The following is a 24940-nucleotide window of genomic DNA, read 5'->3' as shown; positions in this document are numbered from 1 at the left end:
CGGGGCCCCCGCGGCGCAGGGGGCGCTCCCCGCCGGCAGGGGCCCCGCCACCGTGCCGCGGGGAACCGGTCAGCCCTGCGCGGCCGTGGCCGGCAGGGCGACGCGGTCCTCGCCCGCGTACACGTTCATCGAGCTGCCCCGCAGGAAGCCCACCAGGGTCAGGCCCGTCTCGGCGGCCAGGTCGACGGCCAGCGACGAGGGCGCCGACACGGCCGCGAGCACCGGGATGCCCGCCATCACGGCCTTCTGCGCCAGCTCGAACGAGGCACGGCCCGAGACCAGCAGGATCGTGCGGGACAACGGCAGGTCGCCGTTCTGCAGCGCACGTCCGACCAGTTTGTCGACCGCGTTGTGCCGGCCCACGTCCTCCCGCACGTCCAGCAGCTCCCCGTCCTCGCCGAACAGGGCCGCCGCGTGCAGACCCCCGGTGCGGTCGAAGACCCGCTGGGCGGCCCGCAGCCGGTCGGGCAGGGCCGCCAGCAGCTCGGGGGTGACCCGGACCGGGGGAGTGTCGGCGATGGGCCAGCGCGTGGTGGTGCGGACGGCGTCCAGGCTGGCCTTGCCGCACAGGCCGCACGAGGAGGACGTGTACACGTTCCGCTCCAGGCTGAAGTCGGGCAGCGCCACGCCCGGCGCGGTCTTCACGTCGACCACGTTGTACGTGTTGGAGCCGTCCGCGGTCGCCCCCGCGCAGTAGACGATGTTCAGCAGATCGGCCCCGGTGCCCAGCACGCCCTCGCTCACCAGGAACCCGGCCGCCAGCGCGAAGTCGTCGCCCGGTGTGCGCATGGTGATCGCGAGGGGCTTGCCGTTCAGCCGGATCTCCAGTGGTTCCTCGGCGACGAGCGTGTCCGGCCGGGTGGAGACCGCCCCCTCCCGGATGCGGAGGACCTTGCGGCGTTCCGTGACTCGTCCCATGTCCTGATCAGCCCCGGTTCTGTACGTGCTGGTAGCCGAAACGGCCCTTGATGCAGAGGTTGCCGTGGGTCACCGGATTGTCGTGCGGTGAGGTGACCTTGACGATCTCATTGTCCTGCACATGGAGTGTGAGGTTGCAGCCCACTCCGCAGTACGCGCACACCGTCGTCGTCTCCGTCTGCCCGGACTCGTCCCAGATACCCGCCGCCCGCATGTCGAACTCCGACTTGAACGACAGCGCCCCGGTCGGGCACACCTCGACGCAGTTCCCGCAGTACACACAGGCCGAGTCGGTCAGCGGCCCGTCGTGCTCGACGGCGATCCGCGCGTCGAACCCCCGGCCGGCGACCGCGATGGCGAAAGTGTTCTGCCACTGCTCCCCGCAGGCGTCGACGCACTTGTAGCACAGCACGCACTTGTCGTAGTCGCGCACGTACAGCTCGTTGTCGACCCTCGGCTCCTCGTTCAGCCGCGCGGCGTCCGGGCCGAACCGGTCCGGCTTCGCCTCGTACTCCTTGAGCCACTCGGCCGCTCCGGGGGTCGTCGACAGGTCGACCGAGGAGGCGAGCAGCTCCAGGACGATCCTGCGGCTGTGCCGGGCCCGCTCCGTGCCGGTCCGGACCTCCATCCCGGGCTCGGCCCGGCGGGAACAGGCCGGGACCAGCGTCCGCGACCCCTCCACCTCCACCACGCACACCCGGCAGGCGTTCCGCGGCCGCAGCGTGTCGCCCTGGCACAGGGTCGGGACGTCCTTGCCCGCCGCCCGGCACCCGTCCAGGACGGTGGAGCCCTCCGGCACCCGCACCGGCTCGCCGTCGACGGTGAACTCCAGCAGGCGGCGCGGGATCCCCAGCGGTGTGACGGTCATTCGTACGCCCCCAGACGGTCGATCGCGGATTCCACGGCGTTCCAGGCGGTCTGGCCGAGACCGCAGATCGAGGCGTCCCGCATCGCCCGGCCCACCTCGCGCAGCAGGGCGATGTCGTCGGCCGCCCCGGCCCCGGTGCGGTCCACGATCCGGCGCAGCGCCTCCTCCTGCCGTACCGTCCCCACCCGGCACGGCACGCACTGCCCGCAGGACTCGTCACGGAAGAACTCGGCGATGCGCAGCAGCAGCCGGGGCAGCGGGACGGTGGCGTCGAAGGCCATCACCACACCGGAACCGAGCGTGGTCCCGGCCTTCCGGGTGCCCTCGAAGGTGAGCGGGAGGCCTAGTTCGTCCGGCCGTACGAAGCCGCCGGCCGCGCCGCCCAGCAGCACCGCCCGCAGCCCCTCCCGCACCCCGGCACGCCGCAGCAGCTCGCCGAGGGTCGCGCCGAACGGAAGCTCGTACACGCCGGGCCGCTCCACACTGCCCGAGACGCAGAACAGCTTGGGTCCGGTGGAGGCGCCGGTGCCGATCGCGGCGTACGCCGGCGCCCCCAGCTCCAGCACCGCAAGCACGTTGACCAGCGTCTCCACATTGTTCTCGACCGTCGGCCTGCCGAACAGGCCCTTCTCCACCGGGAACGGCGGCTTGGAGCGGGGTTCGCCCCGGTGGCCCTCGATCGAGTTGAACAGCGCCGTCTCCTCGCCGCAGATGTAGGCGCCGGCGCCGCGCCGGATCTCGATGTCCAGGGCATAGCCCTGGCCGAGGATGTCGTCGCCGAGCAGCCCGCGGATCCGGGCCTGCCCGATCGCGTGCCGAAGCCGGTGCAGGGCCCTCGGGTACTCGCCGCGGACGTAGACGAAGGCCCGGTGCGCGGAGATCGCGTACGACGCGATCGTGATCGCCTCCACCAGCGCGTACGGGTCGCCCTCCAGCAGCACCCGGTCCTTGAAGGTGCCGGGCTCGGACTCGTCGGCGTTGCACACCAGGTAGTGCGGACGGTCCGGCTGCGACGCCGTGGCCTGCCACTTGCGGCCGGTGGGGAACGCGGCGCCGCCCCGCCCCACCAGACCCGAGTCGGTGACCTCCCTGATCACCCCGGCGGGGCCCAGTTCGAAGGCCCGGCGCAGGGCCGTGTAGCCGCCGTGCGCCCGGTAGTCGTCCAGCGAGGAGGGGTCGACGACGCCGACCCGGCGCAGCAGGAGCAGGTCCTCCTGCCCGGCCTGCGGCACGGCCAGGACGGCCGGCGGCTCCTCGGGCGCCGCGTCGGGCCCGGCCGCCGCGTCCACGGCCGCCCCGACGGTGGCCGGTGCCGCCACGGCGGTGCGCACCGGGTCGCCTGCCCGGATCGCGAGCGCCGCCGGGGCGCGCTCGCACAGGCCGAGACACGGGGCGCGCTCGACGCTCACCCCGCTGCCGGGGCCGAGCCGCGCCTCCACCCCCGCGCACAGCTCGCCCGCCCCGGCGGCCGTACAGGCCAGGTCCGTGCAGACGTGCAGCACGGTCGCCGGGCGCGGCCGCAGCGAGAACATGGCGTAGAAACTGGCCACGCCGTAGGCCTCCGCCGGCGGCACGGTCAGCCGCCGGCACAGGTAGCCGAGCGCGCCCTCGCTGATCCAGCCGATCCGGTCGTTGATCGCGTGCAGCCCCGGCAGCAGCAGATCGCGCCGGTCCCGGGCCGCCCGGCCGCCGCGCGCCCACCGCAGATCGGCGTCGGTGCGGTCGGCCCCCTCCCAGGAGGACTCCGGTGGACCCAGCAGCGCGTCGACCGCCGCGCGTTCCTCGTCCGTCGGCTTGCTGTCACCGAAGTGCAGATCCACACCCTCACCTCACGTACGTCGTGGCCGGGAGCTTCTCGATCCGGATCGCCGACGCCTTGAACTCCGCCGTCCCCGCGATCGGGCAGTTCGCCTCGATCGTCAGCCGGTTGGTGTCCACCTCGTCGGGAAAGTGCATGGTCATGAAGGCGAGGCCGGGCCGCAGCGCGGTGTCGATCCACACCGGCGCCAGCACCGACCCGCGCCGCGAGGCCACCCGCACCTGCTCGCCGACCACGACGCCGTACCGCTCGGCGTCCTCCGGGCACAGCTCGACGTACTCGCCGCGCCGCAGCGGAGAGGCGAAACCCCCACTCTGCACACCGGTGTTGTACGAGTCCAGGCGCCGTCCGGTGGTGAGCCGGATCGGGTACTCCTCGTCCGTGAGGTCCACCGGCGGATCGTGCTGGACCAGCCCGAACGGCGCCGCGAGACCGCGCCGTTCGGGGTCCGCCTCCCACAGCCGGCCGTGCAGATAGACCGGTTCGATCCGTTCGGTGCTCGGGCACGGCCACTGGATGCCCTGGTGCTCGGCCAGCCGCTCGTACGTCATCCCGTAGTGGTCCGGTGAGACCGACCGCAGCTCGTTCCAGACGGCCTCCGCGTCGGCGTACTTCCAGTCGTGGCCGAGCCGGGAGGCCAGCTCGCAGATGATGTCGATGTCCTCGCGGGCCTCACCGGGCGGGGTCACCGCCCGGCGCACCCGCTGCACCCGGCGCTCGCTGTTGGTGGTGGTGCCCTCCGTCTCCGCCCACCCGGCGGTCGCCGGCAGCACCACGTCCGCCAGCTCGGCCGTCCTCGTGAGGAATATGTCCTGCACCACCAGGAAGTCCAGCCCGGACAGCCGCCGTACGGCCTGTTCGCTGTCGGCCTCCGACTGCGCCGGGTTCTCCCCGACGCAGTACACCGCCCGCAGCGAGCCCCGCTCCATCGCCTCGAACATCTCCGTCAGGTTCAGTCCGTGCCGCGGCTCGATGACGGTGCCCCAGGCGGACTCGAACTTCCGCCGCACGTCCGGGTCGAGGACGTCCTGGAAGCCCGGCAGCCGGTTGGGGATCGCCCCCATGTCGCCGCCGCCCTGCACGTTGTTCTGCCCGCGCAGCGGCTGCAGCCCCGAGCCGTAGCGGCCGACGTGGCCGGTGAGCAGGGACAGGTTGATCAGCGCGCGCACGTTGTCGGTGCCGTTGTGGTGCTCGGTGATGCCGAGCGTCCAGCACAACTGGGCCCGCTCGGCGCGGGCGTAGGCGTGCGCCAGCTCCCTGATGGCGGGGGCCGGCACACCCGTCACCTTCTCGGCGAGCGACAGCGTCCACGGCTCGACCAGCCTCGCGTACTCCTCGAAGCCGGAGGTGGCCCGCTCGATGAACGTCTCGTTGGCCAGGCCGGCGTGGATGATCTCCCGGCCGATCGCGTGCGCCATCGGGATGTCGGTGCCCACGTTCAGCCCCAGCCAGCTCTCCGCCCACTCGGCGGTGGACGTCCGCCGCGGGTCGACCGCGTACATCCGGGCGCCGTCGCGGATCCCCTTCAGCACGTGCTGGAAGAAGATCGGGTGCGCGAAACGGGCGTTGGAGCCCCACATCACGACGACGTCGGTGTGCTCGACCTCCTCGTACGACGAGGTGCCGCCGCCGGATCCGAACGCGGCCGACAGCCCGGCGACGCTGGGCGCGTGACAGGTCCGGTTGCAGGAGTCGACGTTGTGGGTGCCCATCACCACCCGGGCGAACTTCTGGGCCACGTAGTTCATCTCGTTGGTGGCGCGCGAACAGGAGAACATCCCGAACGCGCCCCGGTTGCGTTCGAGGCCCCGGGCGGCGCGGTCCAGTGCCTCCTCCCAGCTCGCGCGCCTCAGCGGCTCGTCGCGCGAGTCGCGCACCAGCGGATGGGTGAGCCGGGTGTACGTCCTGGGCTGCCGGTTCCTCATGCGGCGCTCCTCAGCGCGAGCAGGTCCGAGATGGCGTGCACGGTGCGCAGGGTGGGCACGGGCACACCGGTGATCTCCGCGAGTTCGACGACGGCCGCGAGCAGCACGTCGAGCTCCAGCGGTCTGCCGCGCTCCAGGTCCTGGAGCGTGGAGGTGCGGTGGTCGCCGACGCGTTCCGCGCCCGCGAGCCGCCGTTCGACGGAGACGCCGACCTCGCAGCCCAGTGCCTCGGCGACGGCCAGGGTCTCGCGCATCATGGTCTCGATGACCCGGCGGGTGCCGCCGTGCAGGCACATCTGCCGCATCGTGGCCCGGGACAGGGCGCTGATCGGGTTGAAGGAGATGTTGCCGAGCAGTTTGACCCAGATGTCACCGCGCAGGTCCCGCTCCACCGGGCACTTCAGGCCGCCGGCCCGCATCGCCTCGCTGAAGTCCAGGCAGCGGGCCGACAGGCCGCGGCCGGGCTCGCCGATGGCGAACCGGGTGCCCTCCAGGTGGCGTACGACGCCCGGCGCCTGGAGTTCGGTCGCCGCGTAGACGACGCAGCCCACGGCCCGTTCGGGCGCGAGGACGGCGCTGACCGCGCCGCCCGGGTCGACGCTCTCGATCCGCCGGCCGTCGTGCGGGCCGCCGTGCCGGTGGAAGTACCACCAGGGGATGCCGTTCTGGGCGGCCACCACCGCGGTGCGCTCGTGCAGCAGCGGCTCGATCAGCGGCCCGCACGCCGCGTACGCGTTGGCCTTCAGGCCCAGGAACACCACGTCGGCCGGGCCCACTTCGGCGGGGTCGCCGGTGGCGCCGGGGTGCGCGGTGAAGTCACCGCGCGGACTGACCACCCGTACTCCGTACCGCCTCATGGCCGCGAGATGCGGTCCACGGGCTATGAGGTGCACATCGGCGCCGGCGCGGTGGAGCGCGGCACCGACGTAGGCGCCGATCGCACCGGCGCCGAGGACTGCGACTTTCACAGGGAGCACTCCGTTCGGTCGAGGGATACCGCGGAGGTGGGGGGCTTGAGGGCCTTCGGCCCGTGACTCGGATCAGGCCGAATCCTGTCGACGAAATATTGTCTACAGTATGGAGGGGAGCCCGGCAAGGGTTCGCGCGGCGACCGTTGAGCGCCATTCGCATACCGTTCACCGCATACGGTCGACGGCGCGTCTTCTCAACTTCCGGAACCGGTCCTACCGTTCGGCGTCATGAGCAGCCCCCCTGTCGCACCCCCGGGCTGGAGCCGCTGGCTGGTCCCGCCCGCCGCCCTGTCCGTCCACCTGTCCATCGGCCAGGCCTACGCCTGGAGCGTGTTCAAGCCGCCGCTCGAGTCCGCACTGCATCTCGACGGCACCCGCAGCGCGCTGCCCTTCCAGCTCGCGATCGTGATGCTCGGCCTGTCGGCCGCGTTCGGCGGCACGCTGGTCGAGCGCAACGGGCCCCGCTGGGCGATGACCGTGGCCCTCGTCTGCTTCTCCTCCGGCTTCCTGCTCTCCGCGCTCGGTGCCGAGACACGGCAGTACTGGCTGATCGTCCTCGGCTACGGCTTCGTCGGCGGGATCGGCCTCGGCATCGGCTACATCTCGCCCGTGTCCACCCTGATCAAGTGGTTCCCGGACCGGCCCGGCATGGCCACCGGTATCGCCATCATGGGCTTCGGCGGCGGCGCGCTGATCGCCTCGCCGTGGTCGGCGCAGATGCTGGAGTCCTTCGGCACCGGCCACTCCGGGATCGCGCTCGCCTTCCTCGTGCACGGACTGACGTACGCCGTCTTCATGACGCTCGGCGTGCTGCTCGTGCGCGTGCCGCGCGCCGAGAGGCCGGCCGAGGGCGGACCGGCCGCCGACACCGGCGTACGCGTCTCCGCCCGCGGCGCCGTGCGCACCCCGCAGTTCTGGTGCCTGTGGGTGGTGCTGTGCATGAACGTGACCGCGGGCATCGGCATCCTGGAGAAGGCCGCGCCGATGATCACGGACTTCTTCGCCGACAGCTCCACCCCGGTGTCGGCCTCGGCGGCCGCCGGGTTCGTCGCGCTGCTGTCGGCCGCCAACATGGCCGGCCGGATCGGCTGGTCCTCCGCCTCCGACCGGATCGGCCGCAAGAACATCTATCGCGTCTACCTCGGCGCCGGTGCCGTGATGTACCTGCTGATCGCACTGTTCGGGGACGCCTCGAAGCCGCTGTTCGTGCTGTGCGCGCTGGTGATCCTCTCCTTCTACGGCGGCGGCTTCGCGACGATCCCCGCCTATCTGAAGGACCTCTTCGGCACCTACCAGGTCGGCGCCATCCACGGCCGGCTGCTCACCGCCTGGTCCACGGCCGGTGTGCTCGGACCCCTCATCGTCAACTGGATCGCCGACCGGCAGGAGGAGGCCGGGAAGCACGGAGCGTCGCTGTACGGGCTGTCCTTCGGCATCATGATCGGCCTGCTGGTCGTCGGTTTCGTCGCCAACGAGTTCGTCCGTCCCGTGCACGTACGCCACCACGTCCCCGCCCCGAGGGAGGCAGCAGATGCCCAGCGACAGCAGCCCGCCTAGCCGGCCGGGACTGATCCTTCTCGCCTGGCTGTGGGTGGGCGCGCCGCTCGCCTACGGGTTGTACGAGCTGGTACGGAAGGCCACGCAGTTGTTCACAGGGTGAATGTTCGGGCGTCCGAGGGTGTGACGGAAGCCGACAACTCGGATGCCCGATTCCTGTGCCCTCGCCTGCCGCCGTACTCGCGAGTCACTGACCAGACTGGTGGCTCCCGCTACCCACGGCAACGAGGGGGACCCCCGACATGCACGGCTCGCGCATCGCGGCCATCGGCCACTACCAGCCCGCCAGGGTGCTCACCAACGAGGACCTGGCCGGCATGGTCGACACCAGCGACGAGTGGATCCGCGGCCGGGTGGGCATCCGGACCCGGCACATCGCGGGCCCCGACGAGCCGGTCGACGAACTCGCCGCGCACGCGGCCGCCAAGGCACTCGCCGCCGCCGGGCTCACGCCCGCTGACATCGACCTGGTGCTGGTGGCCACCTCCACCGCCATCGACCGCTCCCCGAACACCGCGGCCCGGGTGGCCGCCCGCCTCGGCATCCCGCGCCCCGCCGCGATGGACGTCAACGTCGTCTGCGCCGGGTTCACCCACGCCCTCGCCACCGCCGACCACACGGTACGGGCGGGCGCGGCGACCCGGGCGCTGGTCATCGGCGCCGACAAGATGTCCGAGGTCACCGACTGGAGCGACCGCAGCACCTGCGTCCTGGTCGGCGACGGGGCCGGGGCCGCCGTGGTCGAGGCGTGCGCGCCGGGCCAGGAGCCCGGGATCGGTCCGGTGCTGTGGGGATCGGTGCCGGAGATGGGCAACGCGGTCCGCATCGAGGGCACCCCGCCCCGGTTCGCGCAGGAGGGGCAGAGCGTCTACCGCTGGGCCACCACCCAGCTCCCGCCCATCGCCCGGCGCGCCTGTGAGAGAGCCGGACTCGACCCAGCCGACCTCGCCGCGGTCGTCCTGCACCAGGCCAACCTGCGCATCATCGAGCCGCTCGCGCGGAAGCTGGGCGCGGTGAACGCCGTCGTCGCGCGCGATGTCACCGAGTCCGGCAACACCTCGGCGGCCAGCATCCCGCTCGCCCTGTCCAAGCTGCTCGAGCAGGGCGCGGTCCGCAGCGGCGACGCGGCCCTGCTGTTCGGCTTCGGCGGCAACCTGTCGTACGCGGGACAGGTCGTCCGCTGCCCCTGACGCCGGCGCGCACCGGTGTGTGACGCGTTCGTCGTCCCCTGCCCCTGGCCTTTTGTGCGCAGTAGACTGTAGACGATAGACAATTGATACTGGCTCCATTGGCGCACGGCTGTGCACCGGCCTGCCGAGGAGGGGGACCGTGATGTTGTCGACCGGACTGCCGCAGGGAGCCGTACCCAGACTCGAACGGCCCGGACCGCTGCGCGACCGCGTCTACGAGGCCCTGCTGGAACTCATCACCACCCGCGCCCTGCGGCCCGGCCAGCACCTGGTGGAGAGCGAACTCGCCGGGCACCTGGGCGTCTCCCGCCAGCCGGTGCGCGAGGCGCTGCAACGGCTGAACACCGAGGGCTGGGTCGATCTGCGGCCCGCCCAGGGCGCGTTCGTGCACGAGCCGACCGAGGAGGAGGCCGACCAGCTCCTGACGGTCCGTACGCTCCTGGAAGCGGAGGCGGCCCGGCTCGCCGCCCTGAACGCCGACCGGAAGGGCACCGAAGCCCTGGAGGAGCTGTGCGCCCAGGGCGAGCGGGCGGTCACCGACGACGACGTGGACCGCGCGGTCGCCCTGAACGCCGCCTTCCACGCCAAGATCATGGACCTGGCCGGCAACGCGGTCCTCGCCGAACTCGCCGCCCAGGTCGACCGCCGGGTGCGCTGGTACTACACCCCGGTGGCCCGCCGGCGCGGCAGCCAGTCCTGGATCGAGCACCGCGAGCTGATCACCGCCATCACGGCCCACGACGCGCCGCGCGCCGCCGACCTGATGCGGGAACACACCGAACACACCCGCCGCTCCTACCACGAGCGCGAGACGGCCTGACCGGGCCGGGTGCGGAAGCCTCGGCGTACGGCTTCCGGCGTCCGCGCCCCGGCGGCAGGCCCTCGCCGGGGCGCGTGACAGGGATGCGGGCGACGGCCCCGTGGACCGTCACCCGCACCCGGCGCCGCGGCCCGGCCGTCAGGCGGCCGGCCGCGGCTCCGCTGCCGGTGCCGGTTCCGGCCCGCCGTCCCGGCCCGGCTGCCGCAGCAGCAGGGCGATCGCGGCGGCCACCATCGACACGCCGCCGGCCAGCGCGTAGGCGCCGTTGTAGCCCCAGGCGCCCACCACCATCGAGCCGAGTCCGCCGCCGAACAGGCCGCTGATCAGCTTGCCGCTGTAGACAAGGCCGTAGTTGGTGGCGTTGTAGTTCTCGCCGAAGTAGTCCGGGGTCAGCGCGGCGAACATCGGGTAGAAGGCACCGCCGCCGAAGCCGGAGAGGAAGGCGAAGAACAGGAACAGCCACTCGTTCTTGATGTCACCGGCCCAGATGACGCCGAACTGGGCGAGGCCCAGCACGACGATGACGAAGATCAGGGCCCTCTTGCGGCCCCACAGGTCCGACAGCCAGCCGACCACGGCACGTCCCACTCCGTTGATGACGGCCATGACACCCATCGAGGAGGCCGCGACCAGCGGGCCGAAGCCGATCTCCTTGGCGAAGTCGACCTGGAACGAGATACCGAAGATCGAGACGCCGCCGGTCATCACGATCGTGATCCACATCAGCGGCAGCATGCCGGTCCTGATGGCCTCCTTCGGCGTGAACTGCCGTACCGCCGGCGGGTTCTTGGCCAGGCTCGCGGCGCTTCTGCCGTTACCGGAGTGCGACAGCGGGTCGACGTCGGCCGGCCACCAGTTCTTCGGCGGGTCCTTGAAGAAGAACGCGCAGACCGCCACCACCATCAGCACATAGACGCCGATCAGGTCGAGCACCTCGTCGAAGTTCCCGGTGTCGAAGGCGTAGTTGAAGATGAAGATGAACGGCAGCGAGCCGTAGGCGAAGCCGCCGTTGACGAAACCGGTCTTCGCTCCGCGCCGTTCCGGGAACCACTTGCCGACCATGTTGATACAGGTCGCGTAGATCAGCCCCGAGCCGAGACCGCCCACCACGCCGAAGCCGGTGATGGCGAGGGCGACGTCGTCGAAGTGGGAGAGCGCCAGGAAGCCGAGCAGGCACATCGCCGCCCCGGTGTACATCGCCCGGCGCGCGGTGAGGATCCCCCGCTCGCGCAGCCACCCGGCCGGGAACGCGATGCCCGCCTGGAAGAAGACCCAGACGCTGAGGATCCAGAACGTGTTGCTCTGCGTCCAGCCGTGCGCCGCGGACAGGGTGTCCTCGGCGGAGCCGTAGGCGTACTCCGAGACGCTGATGGCCATCATCGATATCCACGGCAGGTACACCATCAGCCTGCGCGAGTGGCCGAGTATGTCGCGGTCCGTCTCGCCGACGCGGTAGACCCGCCCCCGGGAGTCGGTGACTTCACGGTACGAGCGGTGCGCCGCGCCGGGATCGGCCGGCGTGTTCCTTGTTGCCATCGGATCAGCCGTCATCTCAGGCCATCTCCTCGCCGAGCGGGTGGGGATTGGGGACGATGCGCCGGGCACTGGGACGGCCCGGAGCCTTGAGGAACAGCGCCAGTACGGCGCAGGCGAGCGCGGTGCAGCCCGCCACGAGGAAGGCCCCGTGGGGGTCCCGGGCGGCGGCCGCGGCGGCACTCGTGCCGAAGCAGGCCAGAACCGGGAGGAGCCAGGAGACGGCGAGCAGTCCATGGACGCCCGCACTGTGGTTCTCACCGAAGTGGTCCGCGGCCAGCGCGGTGACCAGCGCCAGGGCCGACCCGCCGGCCAGCCCGGTGGCCGCCGCGCAGCCGAGGAGCAGCGGACCGCTGCCCGTCCGGCCCGCGAGCACCGCCCCGAACTGCGCGAGGCCCAGCAGCAGACAGACCGCGCTCAGCGTGGCGCGCCGCCCCAGACGGTCGGACAGCGCCCCGGCACCCGCCGAGACCACACCGCCGGCGACGACCGCGTACCAGATCCCGTCGCCCTGCCCCGGCACCCGGCCGTACGACGTGAGCAGGCGGAGGCCGAGCACGGTCACCCCGGCCGCGCCCAGCAGGCACAGCCACATCAGCCACAACACCGGTGTGCGGGCCGCCTCTTGAGGCGAGTACTGACGTACGGCGGGCGGGTTCTTCTCCCGTACACGCCGGGCGACCGGATCGGCGGGCACCGTGAGCGGGTCGGCATGCGGCGGCCACCAGTCACGCGGCGGGTCCCGGAGGAGCCGGCCGGCCGCCGCCACGACCAGACACACCGCGGCGCCCGTCAGGGCCGGTACGGCAGACCGGTCCGCCCGTGCGCCGAGCGACCCGAGACCGGGGAGAAGCGGTACGGCGCCGAACGCGAGCCCACTGGCCACGAAGCCGGTCGGACCGCCCCGGCGCTCCGGGTACCACTTGCCCGGCAGCGTCAGACAGGTCGCGTGCACCAGCCCGGCACCGGCACCGCCGAGCACGGCGGACGCGAGCCGCGCGGCCGCCGGGCCCGGCGCGAGGGCGAGCGTGAGACACCCGGCCGACGCGCCGGACGCTCCCGCCGTCACGGCCGCGCGGGCGGAGAGCCGGCCGCTCTCCCGCAGTCGTCCGGCCGGGAGGGCGACGGCCATCTGGGACAACGCCCACAGGGCCGCCGGCCACAGGAGACCGGTGTCCCAACGGCGGCCTCCGGCCGAGGAGTTCTGTGCCGCGACGAACACGTAAGCGGCGCAGGCGATGCCCGTCGTGCCCACCCAGGGCAGGACGGCCATCCAGATCCGGCCGCGGCCCGTCAGCTCGGCGGCGCTCTCGCCGACCCGGTACACGCGGCCCCTGCGGTCCCTCACCTCCCTGCACAGGAGGGAGGCGGATGGATCGGTGGTTTCCATGCTGCGGCTGCACCCCTTGCGTCGAAAGTTCTGGCCAGCGCCCCCTGTCCAATGCCTTTCGTGCGCGCACGGGTCCCGGGGCCGGCCGACGCGCACCGCCGGCCGGCCCCACATCACTCACCTCATGAACCGCCCCCCGACCGCCACTTGGCCCCGCGCTCTCACAGCAGCCCCGCGGCCCGCGCCCACTTGTACTTCGCGCCGAGGACGGCCACCGGGCGCTCGGTGGTGTACGGGTACGCCACCACACCCCGCTCGTACAGGTACTGGCAGGCCTCCTCGACCTCCACGTCACCCGCGAGGGACGCCACGACCGGCTTCTCGATGCCGCGCTCCCGGGCCTCGGCGACCACACGCGCGGTCAGCTCGGCGAACACCATCGGCGGGGTGACGATCGTGTGCCAGTAGCCGAGCACCAGCGCGTGGACGCGCGGGTCCTCCAGGCCCAGCCGGATCGTCGCCTCGTACGTGGACGGCGGTTCACCGCCCGTGATGTCGACCGGGTTGCCCGCCGCGCCGAACGGCGGGATGAACCGGCGGAACGCCTCGTCCAGGTCGGGCGGGATCTCCATCAGGGACAGGCCGTTGTCCGTCACCGCGTCCGACAGCAGCACCCCGCTGCCGCCCGCGCCGGTGATGATCACGACGTTGTCGCCCTTCGGGGCGGGCAGGACGGGAAGGGCCCGGGCGTACTCCAGCATGTCGTTCAGGCCGGGCGCCCGGATCACCCCCGCCTGCCGCAGGATGTCGTCGTACACCGCGTCGTCGCCGGCGAGCGCGCCGGTGTGCGAGCCGGCCGCCCGGGCGCCCGCCGCCGTACGCCCGGCCTTGAGCACCACCACCGGCTTCCTCGGCACGGTGGCGCGGGCCGCCTCCACGAAGGCCCGCCCGTCCTTGAGGTCCTCCAGGTGCATGGCGATGCACTCGGTGTGCGGGTCCTCACCGAACCAGGTGAGCAGGTCGTCCTCGTCCAGGTCGGACTTGTTGCCGAGGCCGACGATCGCCGACACACCCGTCCTGGTGGTGCGGGCGAAGCCCAGGACGGCCATGCCGATGCCCCCGGACTGCGAGGTCAGCGCCACCCCGCCCTTGACGTCGTACGGCGTGCAGAACGTGGCGCACAGGTCCTGCCAGGTCGAGTAGTAGCCGTAGATGTTCGGGCCCAGCAGGCGGACGCCGTGCCGCTCGGCGATCGCCACGATCTCCGCCTGGAGTTCGTGCTCGCCGGTCTCCGCGAATCCGGAGGGGATGAGGACGGCGTTGGGGATCTTCTTCCGTCCCACCTCCTCCAGAGCCGCGGCCACGAACTTGGCGGGAATGGCGAAGACGGCCACATCCACCTCACCGGGAACGTCCGTGACACTCTTGTACGCCTTGCGGCCGAGGATGTCATCGGCCCTGGGGTTCACCGGATGGATCTCCCCGGCGAAGCCGCCGTCCACGAGGTTGCGCATCACCGAATTGCCGATCTTGCCCTGCTCGTTCGAGGCGCCGATGACGGCGACGGAGGAGGGCTGCATCAGCCGGCGCATCGAGGTCAGGATCTCGTCGCGGGTGTACCGCCGGCGCGGCGGCGCCGGTGACTCGGCAAGGATCACCCGGATGTCGGCCGCCGTCGCGCCGTCGGGGGTCGCGATCACCGGGTTGAGGTCGACCTCGGCGATCTCCGGGAAGTCCGCGACCAGTTCGGACACCCGCCGGATCTGCTCGGCGAGCGCCCACCGGTCCACTGCGGCCCGGCCGCGCACCCCGCGCAGGATCTCCGCCGACCGGATGGAGTCCAGCATCGACAGGGCCTCGCCGGCGTCCACGGGAGCCAGCCGGAAGGTCACGTCCTTCAGCACCTCGACCAGCACCCCGCCGAGCCCGAACGCCACCACCTTCCCGAACGTGGGATCGGTGACCGCGCCGACGATGACCTCCTGCCCCTCTGGCACCAGCTCCTGCACCTGCACGCCGTCGATCCGCGCTTGCGCGTCGTACGCCCGTGCGTTCTGGATGATCCGGCAGAACGCGGCCCGCACGTCCGCCGCGCCCTCCACGCCGACGACGACACCACCGGCGTCGGTCTTGTGCAGGATGTCCGGCGAGACGATCTTCAGCACCACCGGCCCGCCGAACCGCGCGGCGGCGGCCACCGCCTCGTCCACGTCCCGGGCCAGCGCCTCGCCCGGTACGGCGATCCCGTACGCGTCGGCGACCACCTTGCCCTCGGGCGCCGTCAGCGCCGTACGGCCCTCCGCCCGCACGGAGCCGAGCAGCGACCGCACCCGCAGCTTCCGGTCCTCCGCCATCACGTCAGATCACCCCGTCCGTCTTCAGCAGGCTCAACTCCGCGTCACCGAGACCGAGTTCGCCGACGTACACCTCTTCGTTGTGCTCCCCGAGCAGCGGTGACGCGCTCACCTCGACGGGGGAGTCGGAGAGCTTCAGCGGGCTGCCGACCGTGACGAACTCGCCGCGCTCGGGGTGCGGGACGCGCACCACCATCTCGTTGGCGGCGAGTGAGTCGTCCTCGATGATCTCCTTGGTGGACAGGATCGGCCCGCACGGGATGTTGTGCGCGTTCAGCCGCTCCAGCACCTCCCACTTGGGCAGCGTCGACGACCACTCCTCGATGAGCTGGAACATCTTGTTCAGCTTCGGCAGCCGGGCCTCCGGCGTCGCCCACTCGGGGTCGTCGGCCAGCTCCGGCCGGCCGATGAGGGTGCTGAGCGGCTGCCAGCCGACGGGCTGCACGATGACGTACACGTAGTCGTTGGGTCCGCCCGGCGCGCACTTGACCGCCCAGCCGGGCTGGCCGCCGCCGGAGGCGTTGCCCGAGCGGGGCACCTCGTCGCCGAAGTCCTCGTTGGGGTACTCGGCGAGCGGTCCGTGCGCCAGGCGCTGCTGGTCGCGCAGTTTCACCCGGCACAGGTTGAGCACGGCGTGCTGCATGGCCACGTTGACCCGCTGGCCGCGTCCGGTGCTCTCGCGCTGGAACAGCGCCGCGAGTATCCCCGCGACGGCGTGCACACCCGTCCCCGAGTCGCCGATCTGGGCGCCGGTCGCGAGCGGCGGCCCGTCCTCGAAGCCGGTGGTCGACATCGACCCGCCCATCGCCTGCGCGACGACCTCGTACGCCTTGAAGGCGGTGTACGGGCCCTCCCCGAAGCCCTTGATCGAGGCGTAGACGATCCGCGGGTTGATCTCCTGGATGCGGTCCCAGGTGAACCCCATCCGGTCGATCGCGCCCGGCCCGAAGTTCTCGACCATGACGTCCGAGCGGCGGATCAGCTCGGTCAGGATCTCCTTGCCGCGCTCGGACTTGGTGTTGAGGGTGATGCTCCGCTTGTTGCAGTTGAGCATCGTGAAGTAGAGGGAGTCGACGTCCGGCAGGTCCCGCAGCTGCCCCCGGGTGATGTCCCCGGACGGCGCCTCCAGCTTGACGACATCGGCGCCGAGCCAGGCCAGCAACTGCGTGGCGGAGGGCCCGGACTGCACATGGGTCATGTCGAGGACGCGGATGCCGGTCAGTGCCTTGGTGGTCACCGCAGTCACCTCACTTGTACATCGTCTGGTTCATGGTTCCGGGGGCGTACGCGTCCGGGTCGACCCAGACGTTGACCAGCGACGGCTTGCCCGACTCGCGGGCCCGGCGCAGGGCGGGGCCGATGTCGGCGGGGTCGCGGACCTCCTCGCCGTGGCCGCCGAGCATCCGCGCGAACTGGTCGTAGGGCACGTCGCCGAGGGTGTTGCCGACCCGCTCGCGCTCCTTGCCGTACTTGGCGGCCTGGCCGTAACGGATCTGGTTCATCGAGGAGTTGTTGCCGACGATGCCGACGAACGGCAGGTCGTAGCGGACCAGCGTCTCGAAGTCCCAGCCGGTGAGCGAGAACGCGCCGTCGCCGAAGAGGGCCACCACCTCCTTGTCGGGGCGGGCCTGCTTGGCGGCGAGCACGAAGGGGACGCCGACGCCGAGGGTGCCGAGCGGGCCCGGATCCATCCAGTGGCCGGGCGACTTGGGCTGTACGACCTGGCCGGAGAAGGTGACGATGTCACCGCCGTCGCCGATGTAGACGGAGTCCTCGGTGAGGAAGTCGTTGATCTCGCTCACCAGCCGGTAGGGGTGGATGGGGGAGGCGTCCGAGCGCAGTTGCGGCAGCCGCTTCGCGATCGCCGCCTGCTCGGCCGCCCGCAGCTCGTCCAGCCACTCCTTGCGCCGGGACGCACCGCCGTCGAGACGGCCGGAGGCGGCCTCGGCGACGGACTTCAGCACGAGTCCGGCGTCGCCGACGATGCCGAGGCCGATGTCCCGGTTCTTGCCGACGGTGCGGTAGTCCAGGTCGATCTGCACGACGGTGGCGTCGGGGGAGAGGCGCTTGCCGTAGCCCATGCGGAAGTCGAACGGGGTGCCGACGATCACGATCACATCGGCGTTCGAGAACGCGTACCGGCGTGAGAGCTGGAAGTGGTGCGGGTCGCCGGGCGGCAGCGTGCCGCGCCCTGCGCCGTTCATGTAGGCGGGGATGTCGAGCGCCCGTACGAGATCGACGGCCGCCGCGGTGCCGCGGGTGGTCCACACCTGGCTGCCGAGCAGGATCGCCGGCTTCTCCGCGTGCACCAGCAGGTCGGCGAGGGTCTCGACGGCCTCCGGGTCGCCGGCCGACCGGGCCGATGCGCGGTAGGCGCCGGGCCTCGGAACGCGCGCCTTCGACGCCGGCACCTTCGCGTCGAGGACGTCCCTCGGGATCTCCAGGAAGGACGGGCCGGGCGCGCCGTGGTAGCACTCGCGGAACGCCATCGACACCATGTCCGCCGCCCGCGCGGTGTCCGGCACCGTCGCCGCGAACTTGGTGATGGGCGTCATCATGTCGACGTGCGGCAGGTCCTGCAGGGACCCCATCTTGTGCTGGGTGTGCGCGCCCTGGCCGCCGATCAACAGCATCGGCGACTCCGCGCGGAAGGCGTTGGCCACTCCCGTGACGGCGTCCGTCGTGCCCGGTCCCGCGGTGACCACCGCGCAGCCGGGTTTGCCGGTGATCCGGGCGTAGCCGTCGGCGGCGTGCGCGGCGACCTGTTCGTGCCGGACGTCGACGACTTCTATGCCCTCGTCGACGCAGCCGTCGTAGATGTCGATGATGTGGCCGCCGCAGAGGGTGTAGATGCGGTCGACCCCTTCCGCCTTCAGCGCCTTGGCAACGAGATGACCACCGGAGATGACGTCCTGGGTGTCGTCGGGCATGGCGAAGTCCTGTCCCTTCGGGAGGGGAGGGGACGCGCGGATGCGGCACGTCCACGGGTTCGCTGCATACGGTCGACTGTCGATTGCATACAGTCGACGAATACTGTATGAACCTTGTTATCCCGCATCCGATGGGTGGTGTCCAGGGGGCGTGCGGCACTTTCGAGACAGGAGCCGGAATGGACCTGTACGAGCACCAGGCAAGGGAACTCTTCGAAGAACACGGCATCGTGGTGCCGAAGGCGGAGGTCACCGACTCGTCCGAGCAGGCCCGGGAGATCGCCCGCAGGCTCGGCGGACGGGTCGTCGTCAAGGCGCAGGTGAAGACCGGCGGGCGCGGGAAGGCGGGCGGCGTCAAACTCGCCGCGGACCCGGCAGCCGCGGAACTCACGGCACGCCAGATCCTCGGCATGGACATCAAGGGGCACCGGGTCGGCAAGATCATGGTGGCCGAACCCGTCGACATCGAGCGGGAGTTCTACGTCTCCTACGTCCTCGACCGCGCGGCGGGCGGTTTCCTCGCGATCGCCTCGGCGGAGGGTGGCACGGAGATCGAGGAGATCGCCGCGACCAGGCCGCAGGCGGTGGCTCGTATCCCCGTCGATCCCGCACGGGGCGTCACCTCCGCGAAGGCGGCCGAGATCGCCGACGCGGCAGGCCTGCCCCCGCGCACCGCGGACGTACTCGTCAGGCTCTGGCAGGTACTGACCCGCCAGGACGCGCTCCTCGTCGAGGTCAACCCGCTCGTGACGACCACCGACGGCCGGGTCCTCGCCCTCGACGGCAAGGTCACCCTCGACGACAACGCCCGCTTCCGGCAGACCCGTTGGGGAGCCGAGCCGGAAGAGCACCACGACCCGCTGGAGGCGGCGGCCGCCGCCCGTGGCCTCGACTACGTCAGACTCGACGGCGAGGTCGGCGTCATCGGCAACGGCGCGGGTCTGGTCATGTCGACCCTGGACGTGGTCGCCGGCAGCGGCGCGCGGCCCGCCAACTTCCTGGACATCGGCGGCGGCGCCTCCGCCCGGGTCATGGCAGACGGGCTGTCGGTGATCCTCTCCGACCCGGCCGTGAAGTCCGTCCTCGTCAACGTCTTCGGCGGGATCACCGCCTGCGACGCCGTCGCCGAGGGCACGTCGCCGCCGTGGACGGCATCCGGCCCACCAGGCCGCTGGTGGTCCGGCTCGACGGCAACAACGCGGCCCGGGGCCGGGCGGTCCTCCAGGCGCGCGCCCACCCGCTGGTCGAGCAGGCCACCACCATGGACGGCGCCGCCCGCCGGGCCGCCGAACTCGCCCGCACCGCCTGAGGAGAGGGAACATGGCCATCTACCTCACGAAGGAGAGCAAGATCCTCGTCCAGGGCATGACCGGCGGCGAGGGCATGAAGCACACCCGGCGCATGCTCGCCGCCGGCACGAACGTCGTCGGCGGGGTCAACCCGCGCAAGGCGGGCCGCTCCGCCGACTTCGACGGACAGGCGGTCCCCGTCTTCGGATCGGTCGCCGACGGCATCCGGGCCACCGGAGCCGACGTCACCGTCGTCTTCGTCCCACCCGCCTTCGTCAGGGCGGCCGTCACCGAGGCCGCCGACGCCCGCATCCCGCTCGCCGTCGTCATCACCGAGGGCGTCCCGGTCCACGACACCGTCGCCTTCACCACCCACGCCGCACAGCGCGGCACCCGCGTCATCGGCCCCAACTGCCCCGGCCTGATCACCCCCGGCCAGTGCGACGCGGGCATCATCCCCGCCGACATCACCAAGCCCGGCCCCATCGGCCTGGTCTCCAAGTCGGGCACCCTCACCTACCAGTTGATGCACGAACTGCGCGACACCGGCTTCTCCACCTGCGTAGGCATCGGTGGCGACCCCGTCATCGGCACCGGCCACATCGACTGCCTGGCCGCCTTCCAGGACGATCCCGACACCGAACTCGTCGTGCTCATAGGGGAGATCGGCGGCGACGCTGAAGAACGCGCCGCCACGTACATCCGCGACCACGTCACCAAGCCCGTCGTCGGCTACGTCGCCGGATTCACCGCCCCCGAGGGCCGCACCATGGGCCACGCGGGCGCCATCGTCTCCGGCTCGGCCGGTACGGCCCGGGCGAAGAAGGCGGCGCTGGAGGCGGCCGGCGTCCGCGTGGGCACCACCCCGACCGAGACGGCCCGGCTCGCGCTCACCCTGCTGCGCGACGGCACGTGAGGTCACTCATAGTGTAGACGCGGTCACTGTCGCACATGTTGCCGCGGCAGTAACTTCCTTGCTGCGCCCCGGCCCGCGCGGTGTTCCGCCGGACGCCCCGGCGCCGTACCACGTCATGCCCGCACGGCGGCGCGAGCCGTGCGGCCCGACCGGCCGGGCGTCCGCCGGGGCGCGGCCCTCACCGGCCGCGCCCCGGCGGACCCGGACCAGTCACGTACCTCCCGCGCCCCGGCGGAGCCGGACAGCCACGCACCTCCCGCCCCCGACCGTGCACCGGAAGCGGAGCAACCGAATGGCACCCACCCTCACCCTCAAGAACGGCACCTCCTGGACCGAGGCCTGGCGGCGCTGTCTCACCGCCGCCCCCGAGGCGTTCCGGGACGACCGCGTCCTCAATCTCTGGAACGCCGCCTGGCACGCCGACGGCCGGGCACTGCCCGCCATCAGCCCGGTCGACGGCACCCCCGTCGCCGGGCCGCCCCGGCTGGACCGGGCCACCGCCCGCCGGGCCGTGGCCGCCTCCCTCGACCAGCACCGCGCCTGGCGGCACGTCCCCCTGACCGAACGCCGGGCGCGGGTCGCCGCCACCCTCGACGCGCTCACCGAGCACCGCGAACTCCTCGCCCTCCTCCTCGTCTGGGAGATCGGCAAGCCCTGGCGGCTCGCCCAGGCGGACGTGGACCGCGCCATCGACGGGGTCCGCTGGTACGTCGACGGCATCGAGCCGATGCTCGCCGGCCGGGCCCCGCTGGACGGCCCGGTCTCCAACATCGCGAGCTGGAACTACCCGATGAGCGTCCTCGTGCACGCCCTGCTCGTCCAGGCGCTCGCGGGCAACGCCGTCATCGCCAAGACCCCCACCGACGGCGGGGTCGCCTGCCTCACCCTGGCCTGCGCGCTCGCCGCCCGCGAAGGGCTCCCCGTCACCTTGGTCAGCGGCAGCGGGGGAGAGCTCTCCGAGGCCCTCGTCCGGGCACCCGAGATCGGCTGCGTCTCCTTCGTCGGCGGCCGCGACACCGGCGCCGCCGTCGCCACGGCCGTAGCCGACCTCGGCAAACGGCACATCCTCGAACAGGAGGGCCTGAACACCTGGGGCATCTGGAACTACTCGGACTGGGACGCGCTCGCGGCCGTCGTCCCGAAACTCTTCGACTACGGCAAACAGCGCTGCACGGCCTACCCGCGCTTCGTGGTCCAGCGCGACTCCTTCGACGCCTTCCTCGCGGCGTACCTGCCGGCCGTCCGCAGGGTGCGGGTGGGCCACCCCCTGGCGGTGGAGCGGGAGGACGACCCCTGCCCGGACCTCGACTTCGGCCCGCTGATCAACGCGGCCAAGGCGAAGGAACTGCGCGACCAGGTCACGGAGGCCGTCGACCGCGGCGCCGTTCCCCTGTACCGCGGCAAGGAGGCCGACGCCCGCTTCCTCCCCGGCCAGGACACCTCGGCCTACGTCCACCCGGTCACCCTGCTCAACCCGCCCCGTTCCTCCCCGCTCCACCACGCCGAACCCTTCGGCCCGGTCGACACGATCGTCCTGGTCGACACCGAGGCGGAGCTGCTGGCCGCGATGAACGCGTCCAACGGCGCCCTCGTCGCCACCCTCGCCACGGACGACCGGGCCACCTTCGAACGGCTGGCCCCGCAGATCCGCGCCTTCAAGACCGGCCACGGCACACCCCGCTCCCGCGGCGACCGCGACGAACTCTTCGGTGGCTTCGGCGCCTCCTGGCGCGGCGCCTTCGTCGGCGGCGAACTACTGGTCCGCGCCGTGACCCAGGGCCCCGCGAGTGAGCGGCCGCCCGGCAACTTCCCGGGGTACCGACTGATGCCCTGACGCCGCGTCTCGCGTAGCCGTACGGTCACTGTCCGTACGGGGCGGCGGGCGGATGCCACAAGGCTCCCCGTCCGCCGCCCATCACACGGATACGCAGGTGAAACGCACTCCGAAGTCTTGGTATTGTTGTCCATGTCGCCGCGGGGAACACCCCCGGCCGGGCGGCGGACACCTTGTCCGGGTGGCGGAATGGCAGACGCGCTAGCTTGAGGTGCTAGTGCCCTTTATCGGGCGTGGGGGTTCAAGTCCCCCCTCGGACACTCCTTATAGCGATACGGAATCGAGGGCCTCGACCTGACGGTCGTGGTCCTCGTTGCGTTGTCATACGTGATCGTGATGCCCAGCGCTTCGTGGAGGGGCTCCTTCTTCGGTGTCGGCGGTCTGGAGACCCGCTCCGGGGCGAAGGCGCGGGCGGTCCACGTGTCCAGTGGCCCGCACAGGATGTCTTCGCGCGGGTTGATGGTCCGCGGGTGGTCGAGCCCGGGTGAAGGGCGGCTTCCTGTTCCTTGTACCGCACCGGTAGTAGACGCGGTCGCGGATCGGGGAGGGCTGCATCTTCCGTCCGCACAGCGTGCACCTCACCCGTCCGCACAGGACGTAGGCGCGGTGGCTGCTTCGCCGGTTGGGGCGTTCCTGCCGCTGGTAGGCGCGGGCGCGTTGTCTGGGGGCCCGGTCGGCGGCCTCGAAGCGGATAGCCTCTCTGGACGACGCTGGATTGCCGTTCGCACGGTGCGGCCGCAGACGTTCCGCCACAGCCTGAGAGGGAAGGATGGACGTGAGCGACGAAGGAGGCCCGTCATGAAATCCGGAGCCCCTGATTACGACGCCTGGTACTCGCGCACACCCTCGCAGGCCGAGGGCGAGCGGGACGAGACGGGCGAGCGTACCGCAACGGAACAGCACCCGGACGTCCCCCGGAGCGAGCCGTCCCAGGCGGAGGGCGAGCGGGGCGGCGACGCCTAGAGGGCCTCTCGTTTGGATCATGCCGGGCTCGCGGGGTCTGGCACCGCGCCTCGCCGCGTTGTCGTCGGTTGCCATGGCGCCGCCATGGTGCCCTCCTCCGCCTTGCGATGCACGGCACCGGACCCGGCTCCCTGATCCGGCCTGATCCCAAACGAAAGACCCTGGCACCACTGGACGATCCTTCGCCGGGGGCCGGGTGAGGATGCAGTTTCGGCGCTGTCACCGGTTCCCGGCCCGCCTGCCGTCCAGCATTCCGTGCAGATGCGCGGCGGCGTTCTCGATGTCCGCGTATTTCTGCTGTCCGGCGCGTACCTCGGCGGAGAGCACACCGCAGCGGTGGACGCGCTCGAAATCGCCGTAGGGGAACTTGTACCGGCCCTTGGTCTCCTCTCCCATCTCGTCGTCGATGCCCAGGTACCACCTGGCGTACTCATTGAATCCGTGCTCCTCGAGGTAGGCGTTCTCGTCCGCTGCCGAAGGCCGGTGCTCGCTCCACTCGTCCCGGTCGTCCAGGACGATCCGGTCCTCTTCGGTCAGTTTCTTTGCGTGGTTGAACGCCCTCGCGTTCAGTTTCACCGTCATGCCGTTCACCGCCGCATCGACTGTCGTGTTCAAATGTCGGCTGCTGCCGCCCGGATATCTTGCTGAGCGTGCCCCATCAGCTCGTCCAAGTCGCGGACCTCAGGAGAGAGTTCCCGCGCCCGCGGCGCGATCTGCTGCAGCCATGCCGCAGTGGCCAGGGCCAGTTCGACGGCCTCCTGGTTACGCTCCTCGCTGAGCAGTTTCTCGACCTTGAAAGCAATGCTCGCGAGTGTGTCGTCATCGGTGGCAGGCACCAAGTAGGGCTCCAGGCCCGGCGGATACGGTGTCCGCTCCCGGTACTCACGCATCGCGGTCACGACCGCGGGCACCGCGCTGTACCAGTCGAGGAGGCCCATGAAGACGTACAGGCGTGCCACCAGCCGTGGCAGGCCGGGGTGTCGATCCAGCCAGGCCATCAGCTCACGCTGATCACCGAAGTGGTCCATGATCTGCGACATCGCCTCCGCGACCCGGTTGGGCCAGGTCCAGTGGAAGGGCAGCAGCCGCGCCACCTGATGGGCGAGCGCCGCCTCGCTCTCCGCGTCCAGCGTGCCGGCGACGAATTCGGCGACCTGCCCGTGGTCCAGTCCGTAGTCGGCCGGCGCCGCCCGGTCCTGTGAGCTCTGCGACGAGTCATGGCGCAGACGCAACAGCCGTGTACCGATCTTGCTCAGTGTCCGGTTCCGCATTGTTCCTCCCGGCTCGTGATGTGTTCTTCATCGTCCGGAGCGGCCGAACGACCAGCTCCTGCTCGGATCCATGCGACCGCCCCACCACCCCCGCAGTTCGCCGGACCGCAGCGAACGCAGCAGACCTCCCAGCGTGGTCCGGTCGTGTCGGCGCCGGGCTCGGCTCCACCAGGTCAGTCCCACGGCGTTCGCGAAGCCGACGGCGATCAGCACGCCGGCGACCACGCCGGCGACGCGCTGGATACCGAGGGTCAAGGTCGCGTACAGCGTGACCTGCACGACGCGCACGGCCGTCACCGGAGCCGGCAGGGGCTGCGCATTGCCGGACAGCCACAGACCGGCGAGGTGGGCGAGGGCCGCGGCGGCGGTCGACCGCAGCGTCCGGACGACGACGGATTCCCTGCGCCGCCTGACCAGGTCCACCACCGGGGCCGGGGGAGTGAGCACGTTAC

Annotated in this window: 21 protein-coding genes, 1 tRNA gene and 1 pseudogene; 9 read left to right on the top strand and 14 right to left on the bottom strand. The window is 71.6% G+C overall.

The window, feature by feature from the left end; all coding sequences use genetic code 11:
* Positions 1-69: 69 nt before the first annotated feature.
* Genes fdhD through ABZ478_RS07130 form a run of 5 tightly spaced genes read right to left on the bottom strand, consistent with a single transcriptional unit; the run spans position 70 to position 6498 of the window.
* Positions 70-918 (bottom strand): formate dehydrogenase accessory sulfurtransferase FdhD, encoded by an 849-nt coding sequence (fdhD, locus tag ABZ478_RS07150; protein WP_359546097.1) that lies wholly within the window; start codon positions 916-918, stop codon positions 70-72.
* 7 nt (positions 919-925) lie between these two features.
* Complete coding sequence (locus ABZ478_RS07145) at positions 926-1786, bottom strand: 2Fe-2S iron-sulfur cluster-binding protein (RefSeq protein WP_359546096.1); 861 nt, start codon at positions 1784-1786, stop codon at positions 926-928.
* Positions 1783-3606 carry an NADH-ubiquinone oxidoreductase-F iron-sulfur binding region domain-containing protein gene (locus ABZ478_RS07140; protein WP_359546095.1) on the bottom strand — a complete coding sequence of 608 codons (1824 nt, stop codon included), beginning with the start codon at positions 3604-3606 and terminating at the stop codon, positions 1783-1785. Before ABZ478_RS07140 ends, ABZ478_RS07145 begins: the two co-directional genes overlap by 4 nt.
* A 4-nt stretch (positions 3607-3610) precedes the next feature.
* The gene (locus ABZ478_RS07135) at positions 3611-5530 is read right to left on the bottom strand and encodes a molybdopterin-dependent oxidoreductase (protein WP_359546093.1); all 1920 of its coding nucleotides are present in this window, start codon (positions 5528-5530) and stop codon (positions 3611-3613) included.
* Positions 5527-6498 (bottom strand): 2-dehydropantoate 2-reductase, encoded by a 972-nt coding sequence (locus tag ABZ478_RS07130; protein ID WP_359546091.1) that lies wholly within the window; start codon positions 6496-6498, stop codon positions 5527-5529. Before ABZ478_RS07130 ends, ABZ478_RS07135 begins: the two co-directional genes overlap by 4 nt.
* 231 nt (positions 6499-6729) lie before the next feature.
* On the opposite strand from ABZ478_RS07130, the gene ABZ478_RS07125 reads away from it, so the two are divergent.
* From ABZ478_RS07125 to ABZ478_RS07110, 4 genes are all read left to right on the top strand, one after another.
* Positions 6730-8058 (top strand): OFA family MFS transporter, encoded by a 1329-nt coding sequence (locus ABZ478_RS07125; RefSeq protein WP_358927915.1) that lies wholly within the window; start codon positions 6730-6732, stop codon positions 8056-8058.
* Entirely contained in the window at positions 8033-8161 is a 129-nt protein-coding gene (locus ABZ478_RS07120) for a hypothetical protein (RefSeq protein ID WP_358927917.1), read from the top strand. The genes ABZ478_RS07125 and ABZ478_RS07120 overlap by 26 nt, the downstream gene beginning before the upstream one ends.
* 139 nt (positions 8162-8300) lie before the next feature.
* Complete coding sequence (locus tag ABZ478_RS07115; RefSeq protein WP_359546089.1) at positions 8301-9248, top strand: beta-ketoacyl-ACP synthase III; 948 nt, start codon at positions 8301-8303, stop codon at positions 9246-9248.
* 142 nt (positions 9249-9390) lie between these two features.
* Positions 9391-10068, top strand: a complete 678-nt coding sequence (locus ABZ478_RS07110) for a GntR family transcriptional regulator (protein WP_359546730.1) — start codon at positions 9391-9393, stop codon at positions 10066-10068.
* 138 nt (positions 10069-10206) lie between these two features.
* Here ABZ478_RS07110 and ABZ478_RS07105 read toward each other — a convergent pair whose 3' ends face one another.
* The 5 genes from ABZ478_RS07105 to ABZ478_RS07085 form a co-directional block, all read right to left on the bottom strand.
* Positions 10207-11619 carry an OFA family MFS transporter gene (locus ABZ478_RS07105; protein WP_359546087.1) on the bottom strand — a complete coding sequence of 471 codons (1413 nt, stop codon included), beginning with the start codon at positions 11617-11619 and terminating at the stop codon, positions 10207-10209.
* A 1-nt stretch (position 11620) separates the two neighbouring features.
* Entirely contained in the window at positions 11621-12991 is a 1371-nt protein-coding gene (locus tag ABZ478_RS07100; protein ID WP_359546085.1) for an MFS transporter, read from the bottom strand.
* A gap of 161 nt (positions 12992-13152) precedes the next feature.
* Positions 13153-15285, bottom strand: a complete 2133-nt coding sequence (locus ABZ478_RS07095; RefSeq protein ID WP_359546084.1) for an acetate--CoA ligase family protein — start codon at positions 15283-15285, stop codon at positions 13153-13155.
* Positions 15286-15289: 4 nt separating this feature from the next.
* Positions 15290-16522 carry a formyl-CoA transferase gene (frc, locus tag ABZ478_RS07090; protein ID WP_359546082.1) on the bottom strand — a complete coding sequence of 411 codons (1233 nt, stop codon included), beginning with the start codon at positions 16520-16522 and terminating at the stop codon, positions 15290-15292.
* Positions 16523-16532: 10 nt separating this feature from the next.
* Positions 16533-18215 carry a thiamine pyrophosphate-binding protein gene (locus ABZ478_RS07085; RefSeq protein ID WP_359546080.1) on the bottom strand — a complete coding sequence of 561 codons (1683 nt, stop codon included), beginning with the start codon at positions 18213-18215 and terminating at the stop codon, positions 16533-16535.
* A 179-nt stretch (positions 18216-18394) separates the two neighbouring features.
* Here ABZ478_RS07085 and sucC point away from each other — a divergent pair.
* The 4 genes and pseudogenes from sucC to ABZ478_RS07065 all read left to right on the top strand — a co-directional run bounded on the left by sucC (position 18395) and on the right by ABZ478_RS07065 (position 22514).
* Positions 18395-19524: pseudogene (sucC, locus tag ABZ478_RS07080) on the top strand (ADP-forming succinate--CoA ligase subunit beta).
* An 11-nt stretch (positions 19525-19535) separates the two neighbouring features.
* Positions 19536-20420: a succinate--CoA ligase subunit alpha gene (gene sucD / locus ABZ478_RS07075; RefSeq protein ID WP_359546078.1), complete on the top strand. Its 885-nt coding sequence runs from the start codon at positions 19536-19538 to the stop codon at positions 20418-20420.
* A 292-nt stretch (positions 20421-20712) separates the two neighbouring features.
* Positions 20713-22254: an aldehyde dehydrogenase family protein gene (locus ABZ478_RS07070; RefSeq protein ID WP_359546076.1), complete on the top strand. Its 1542-nt coding sequence runs from the start codon at positions 20713-20715 to the stop codon at positions 22252-22254.
* Positions 22255-22429: 175 nt separating this feature from the next.
* Positions 22430-22514: transfer RNA gene (locus ABZ478_RS07065), tRNA-Leu, on the top strand.
* 61 nt (positions 22515-22575) lie between these two features.
* On the opposite strand, the gene ABZ478_RS07060 is transcribed toward ABZ478_RS07065, so the two are convergent.
* On the bottom strand, positions 22576-22836 hold the full coding sequence (locus ABZ478_RS07060) for a zinc ribbon domain-containing protein (RefSeq protein ID WP_359546728.1): 261 nt from the start codon (positions 22834-22836) through the stop codon (positions 22576-22578).
* Between the two features lie 216 nt (positions 22837-23052).
* On the opposite strand from ABZ478_RS07060, the gene ABZ478_RS07055 reads away from it, so the two are divergent.
* Positions 23053-23217 (top strand): hypothetical protein, encoded by a 165-nt coding sequence (locus tag ABZ478_RS07055; protein WP_359546074.1) that lies wholly within the window; start codon positions 23053-23055, stop codon positions 23215-23217.
* A 219-nt stretch (positions 23218-23436) separates the two neighbouring features.
* On the opposite strand, the gene ABZ478_RS07050 is transcribed toward ABZ478_RS07055, so the two are convergent.
* The 3 genes from ABZ478_RS07050 to ABZ478_RS07040 are packed head-to-tail and all read right to left on the bottom strand — an operon-like array spanning position 23437 to position 24935.
* Positions 23437-23799 carry a hypothetical protein gene (locus tag ABZ478_RS07050; RefSeq protein ID WP_359546072.1) on the bottom strand — a complete coding sequence of 121 codons (363 nt, stop codon included), beginning with the start codon at positions 23797-23799 and terminating at the stop codon, positions 23437-23439.
* Positions 23800-23828: 29 nt separating this feature from the next.
* Positions 23829-24488 carry a hypothetical protein gene (locus tag ABZ478_RS07045; protein WP_359546070.1) on the bottom strand — a complete coding sequence of 220 codons (660 nt, stop codon included), beginning with the start codon at positions 24486-24488 and terminating at the stop codon, positions 23829-23831.
* 27 nt (positions 24489-24515) lie between these two features.
* Complete coding sequence (locus ABZ478_RS07040) at positions 24516-24935, bottom strand: aromatic acid exporter family protein (RefSeq protein WP_359546068.1); 420 nt, start codon at positions 24933-24935, stop codon at positions 24516-24518.
* Between the last annotated feature and the right edge of the window lie 5 nt (positions 24936-24940).

This window comes from Streptomyces sp. NPDC005706, from assembly GCF_040631045.1.
Classification (GTDB): domain Bacteria; phylum Actinomycetota; class Actinomycetes; order Streptomycetales; family Streptomycetaceae; genus Streptomyces.
Note: the sequence above shows the minus strand (reverse complement) of the source record. Positions and strands in the feature narration are given on the sequence as shown.

Coding starts and splice junctions, on each gene's coding strand:
- fdhD (WP_359546097.1), bottom strand. CDS start 918: ATGGGACGAGTCACGGAACGCCGCAAGGTCCTCCGCATCCGGGAGGGG.
- ABZ478_RS07145 (WP_359546096.1), bottom strand. CDS start 1,786: ATGACCGTCACACCGCTGGGGATCCCGCGCCGCCTGCTGGAGTTCACC.
- ABZ478_RS07135 (WP_359546093.1), bottom strand. CDS start 5,530: ATGAGGAACCGGCAGCCCAGGACGTACACCCGGCTCACCCATCCGCTG.
- ABZ478_RS07125 (WP_358927915.1), top strand. CDS start 6,730: ATGAGCAGCCCCCCTGTCGCACCCCCGGGCTGGAGCCGCTGGCTGGTC.
- ABZ478_RS07120 (WP_358927917.1), top strand. CDS start 8,033: ATGCCCAGCGACAGCAGCCCGCCTAGCCGGCCGGGACTGATCCTTCTC.
- ABZ478_RS07115 (WP_359546089.1), top strand. CDS start 8,301: ATGCACGGCTCGCGCATCGCGGCCATCGGCCACTACCAGCCCGCCAGG.
- ABZ478_RS07110 (WP_359546730.1), top strand. CDS start 9,391: ATGTTGTCGACCGGACTGCCGCAGGGAGCCGTACCCAGACTCGAACGG.
- ABZ478_RS07105 (WP_359546087.1), bottom strand. CDS start 11,619: ATGACGGCTGATCCGATGGCAACAAGGAACACGCCGGCCGATCCCGGC.
- ABZ478_RS07100 (WP_359546085.1), bottom strand. CDS start 12,991: ATGGAAACCACCGATCCATCCGCCTCCCTCCTGTGCAGGGAGGTGAGG.
- ABZ478_RS07095 (WP_359546084.1), bottom strand. CDS start 15,285: ATGGCGGAGGACCGGAAGCTGCGGGTGCGGTCGCTGCTCGGCTCCGTG.
- ABZ478_RS07085 (WP_359546080.1), bottom strand. CDS start 18,215: ATGCCCGACGACACCCAGGACGTCATCTCCGGTGGTCATCTCGTTGCC.
- sucD (WP_359546078.1), top strand. CDS start 19,536: ATGGCCATCTACCTCACGAAGGAGAGCAAGATCCTCGTCCAGGGCATG.
- ABZ478_RS07070 (WP_359546076.1), top strand. CDS start 20,713: ATGGCACCCACCCTCACCCTCAAGAACGGCACCTCCTGGACCGAGGCC.
- ABZ478_RS07055 (WP_359546074.1), top strand. CDS start 23,053: ATGAAATCCGGAGCCCCTGATTACGACGCCTGGTACTCGCGCACACCC.
- ABZ478_RS07050 (WP_359546072.1), bottom strand. CDS start 23,799: ATGACGGTGAAACTGAACGCGAGGGCGTTCAACCACGCAAAGAAACTG.
- ABZ478_RS07045 (WP_359546070.1), bottom strand. CDS start 24,488: ATGCGGAACCGGACACTGAGCAAGATCGGTACACGGCTGTTGCGTCTG.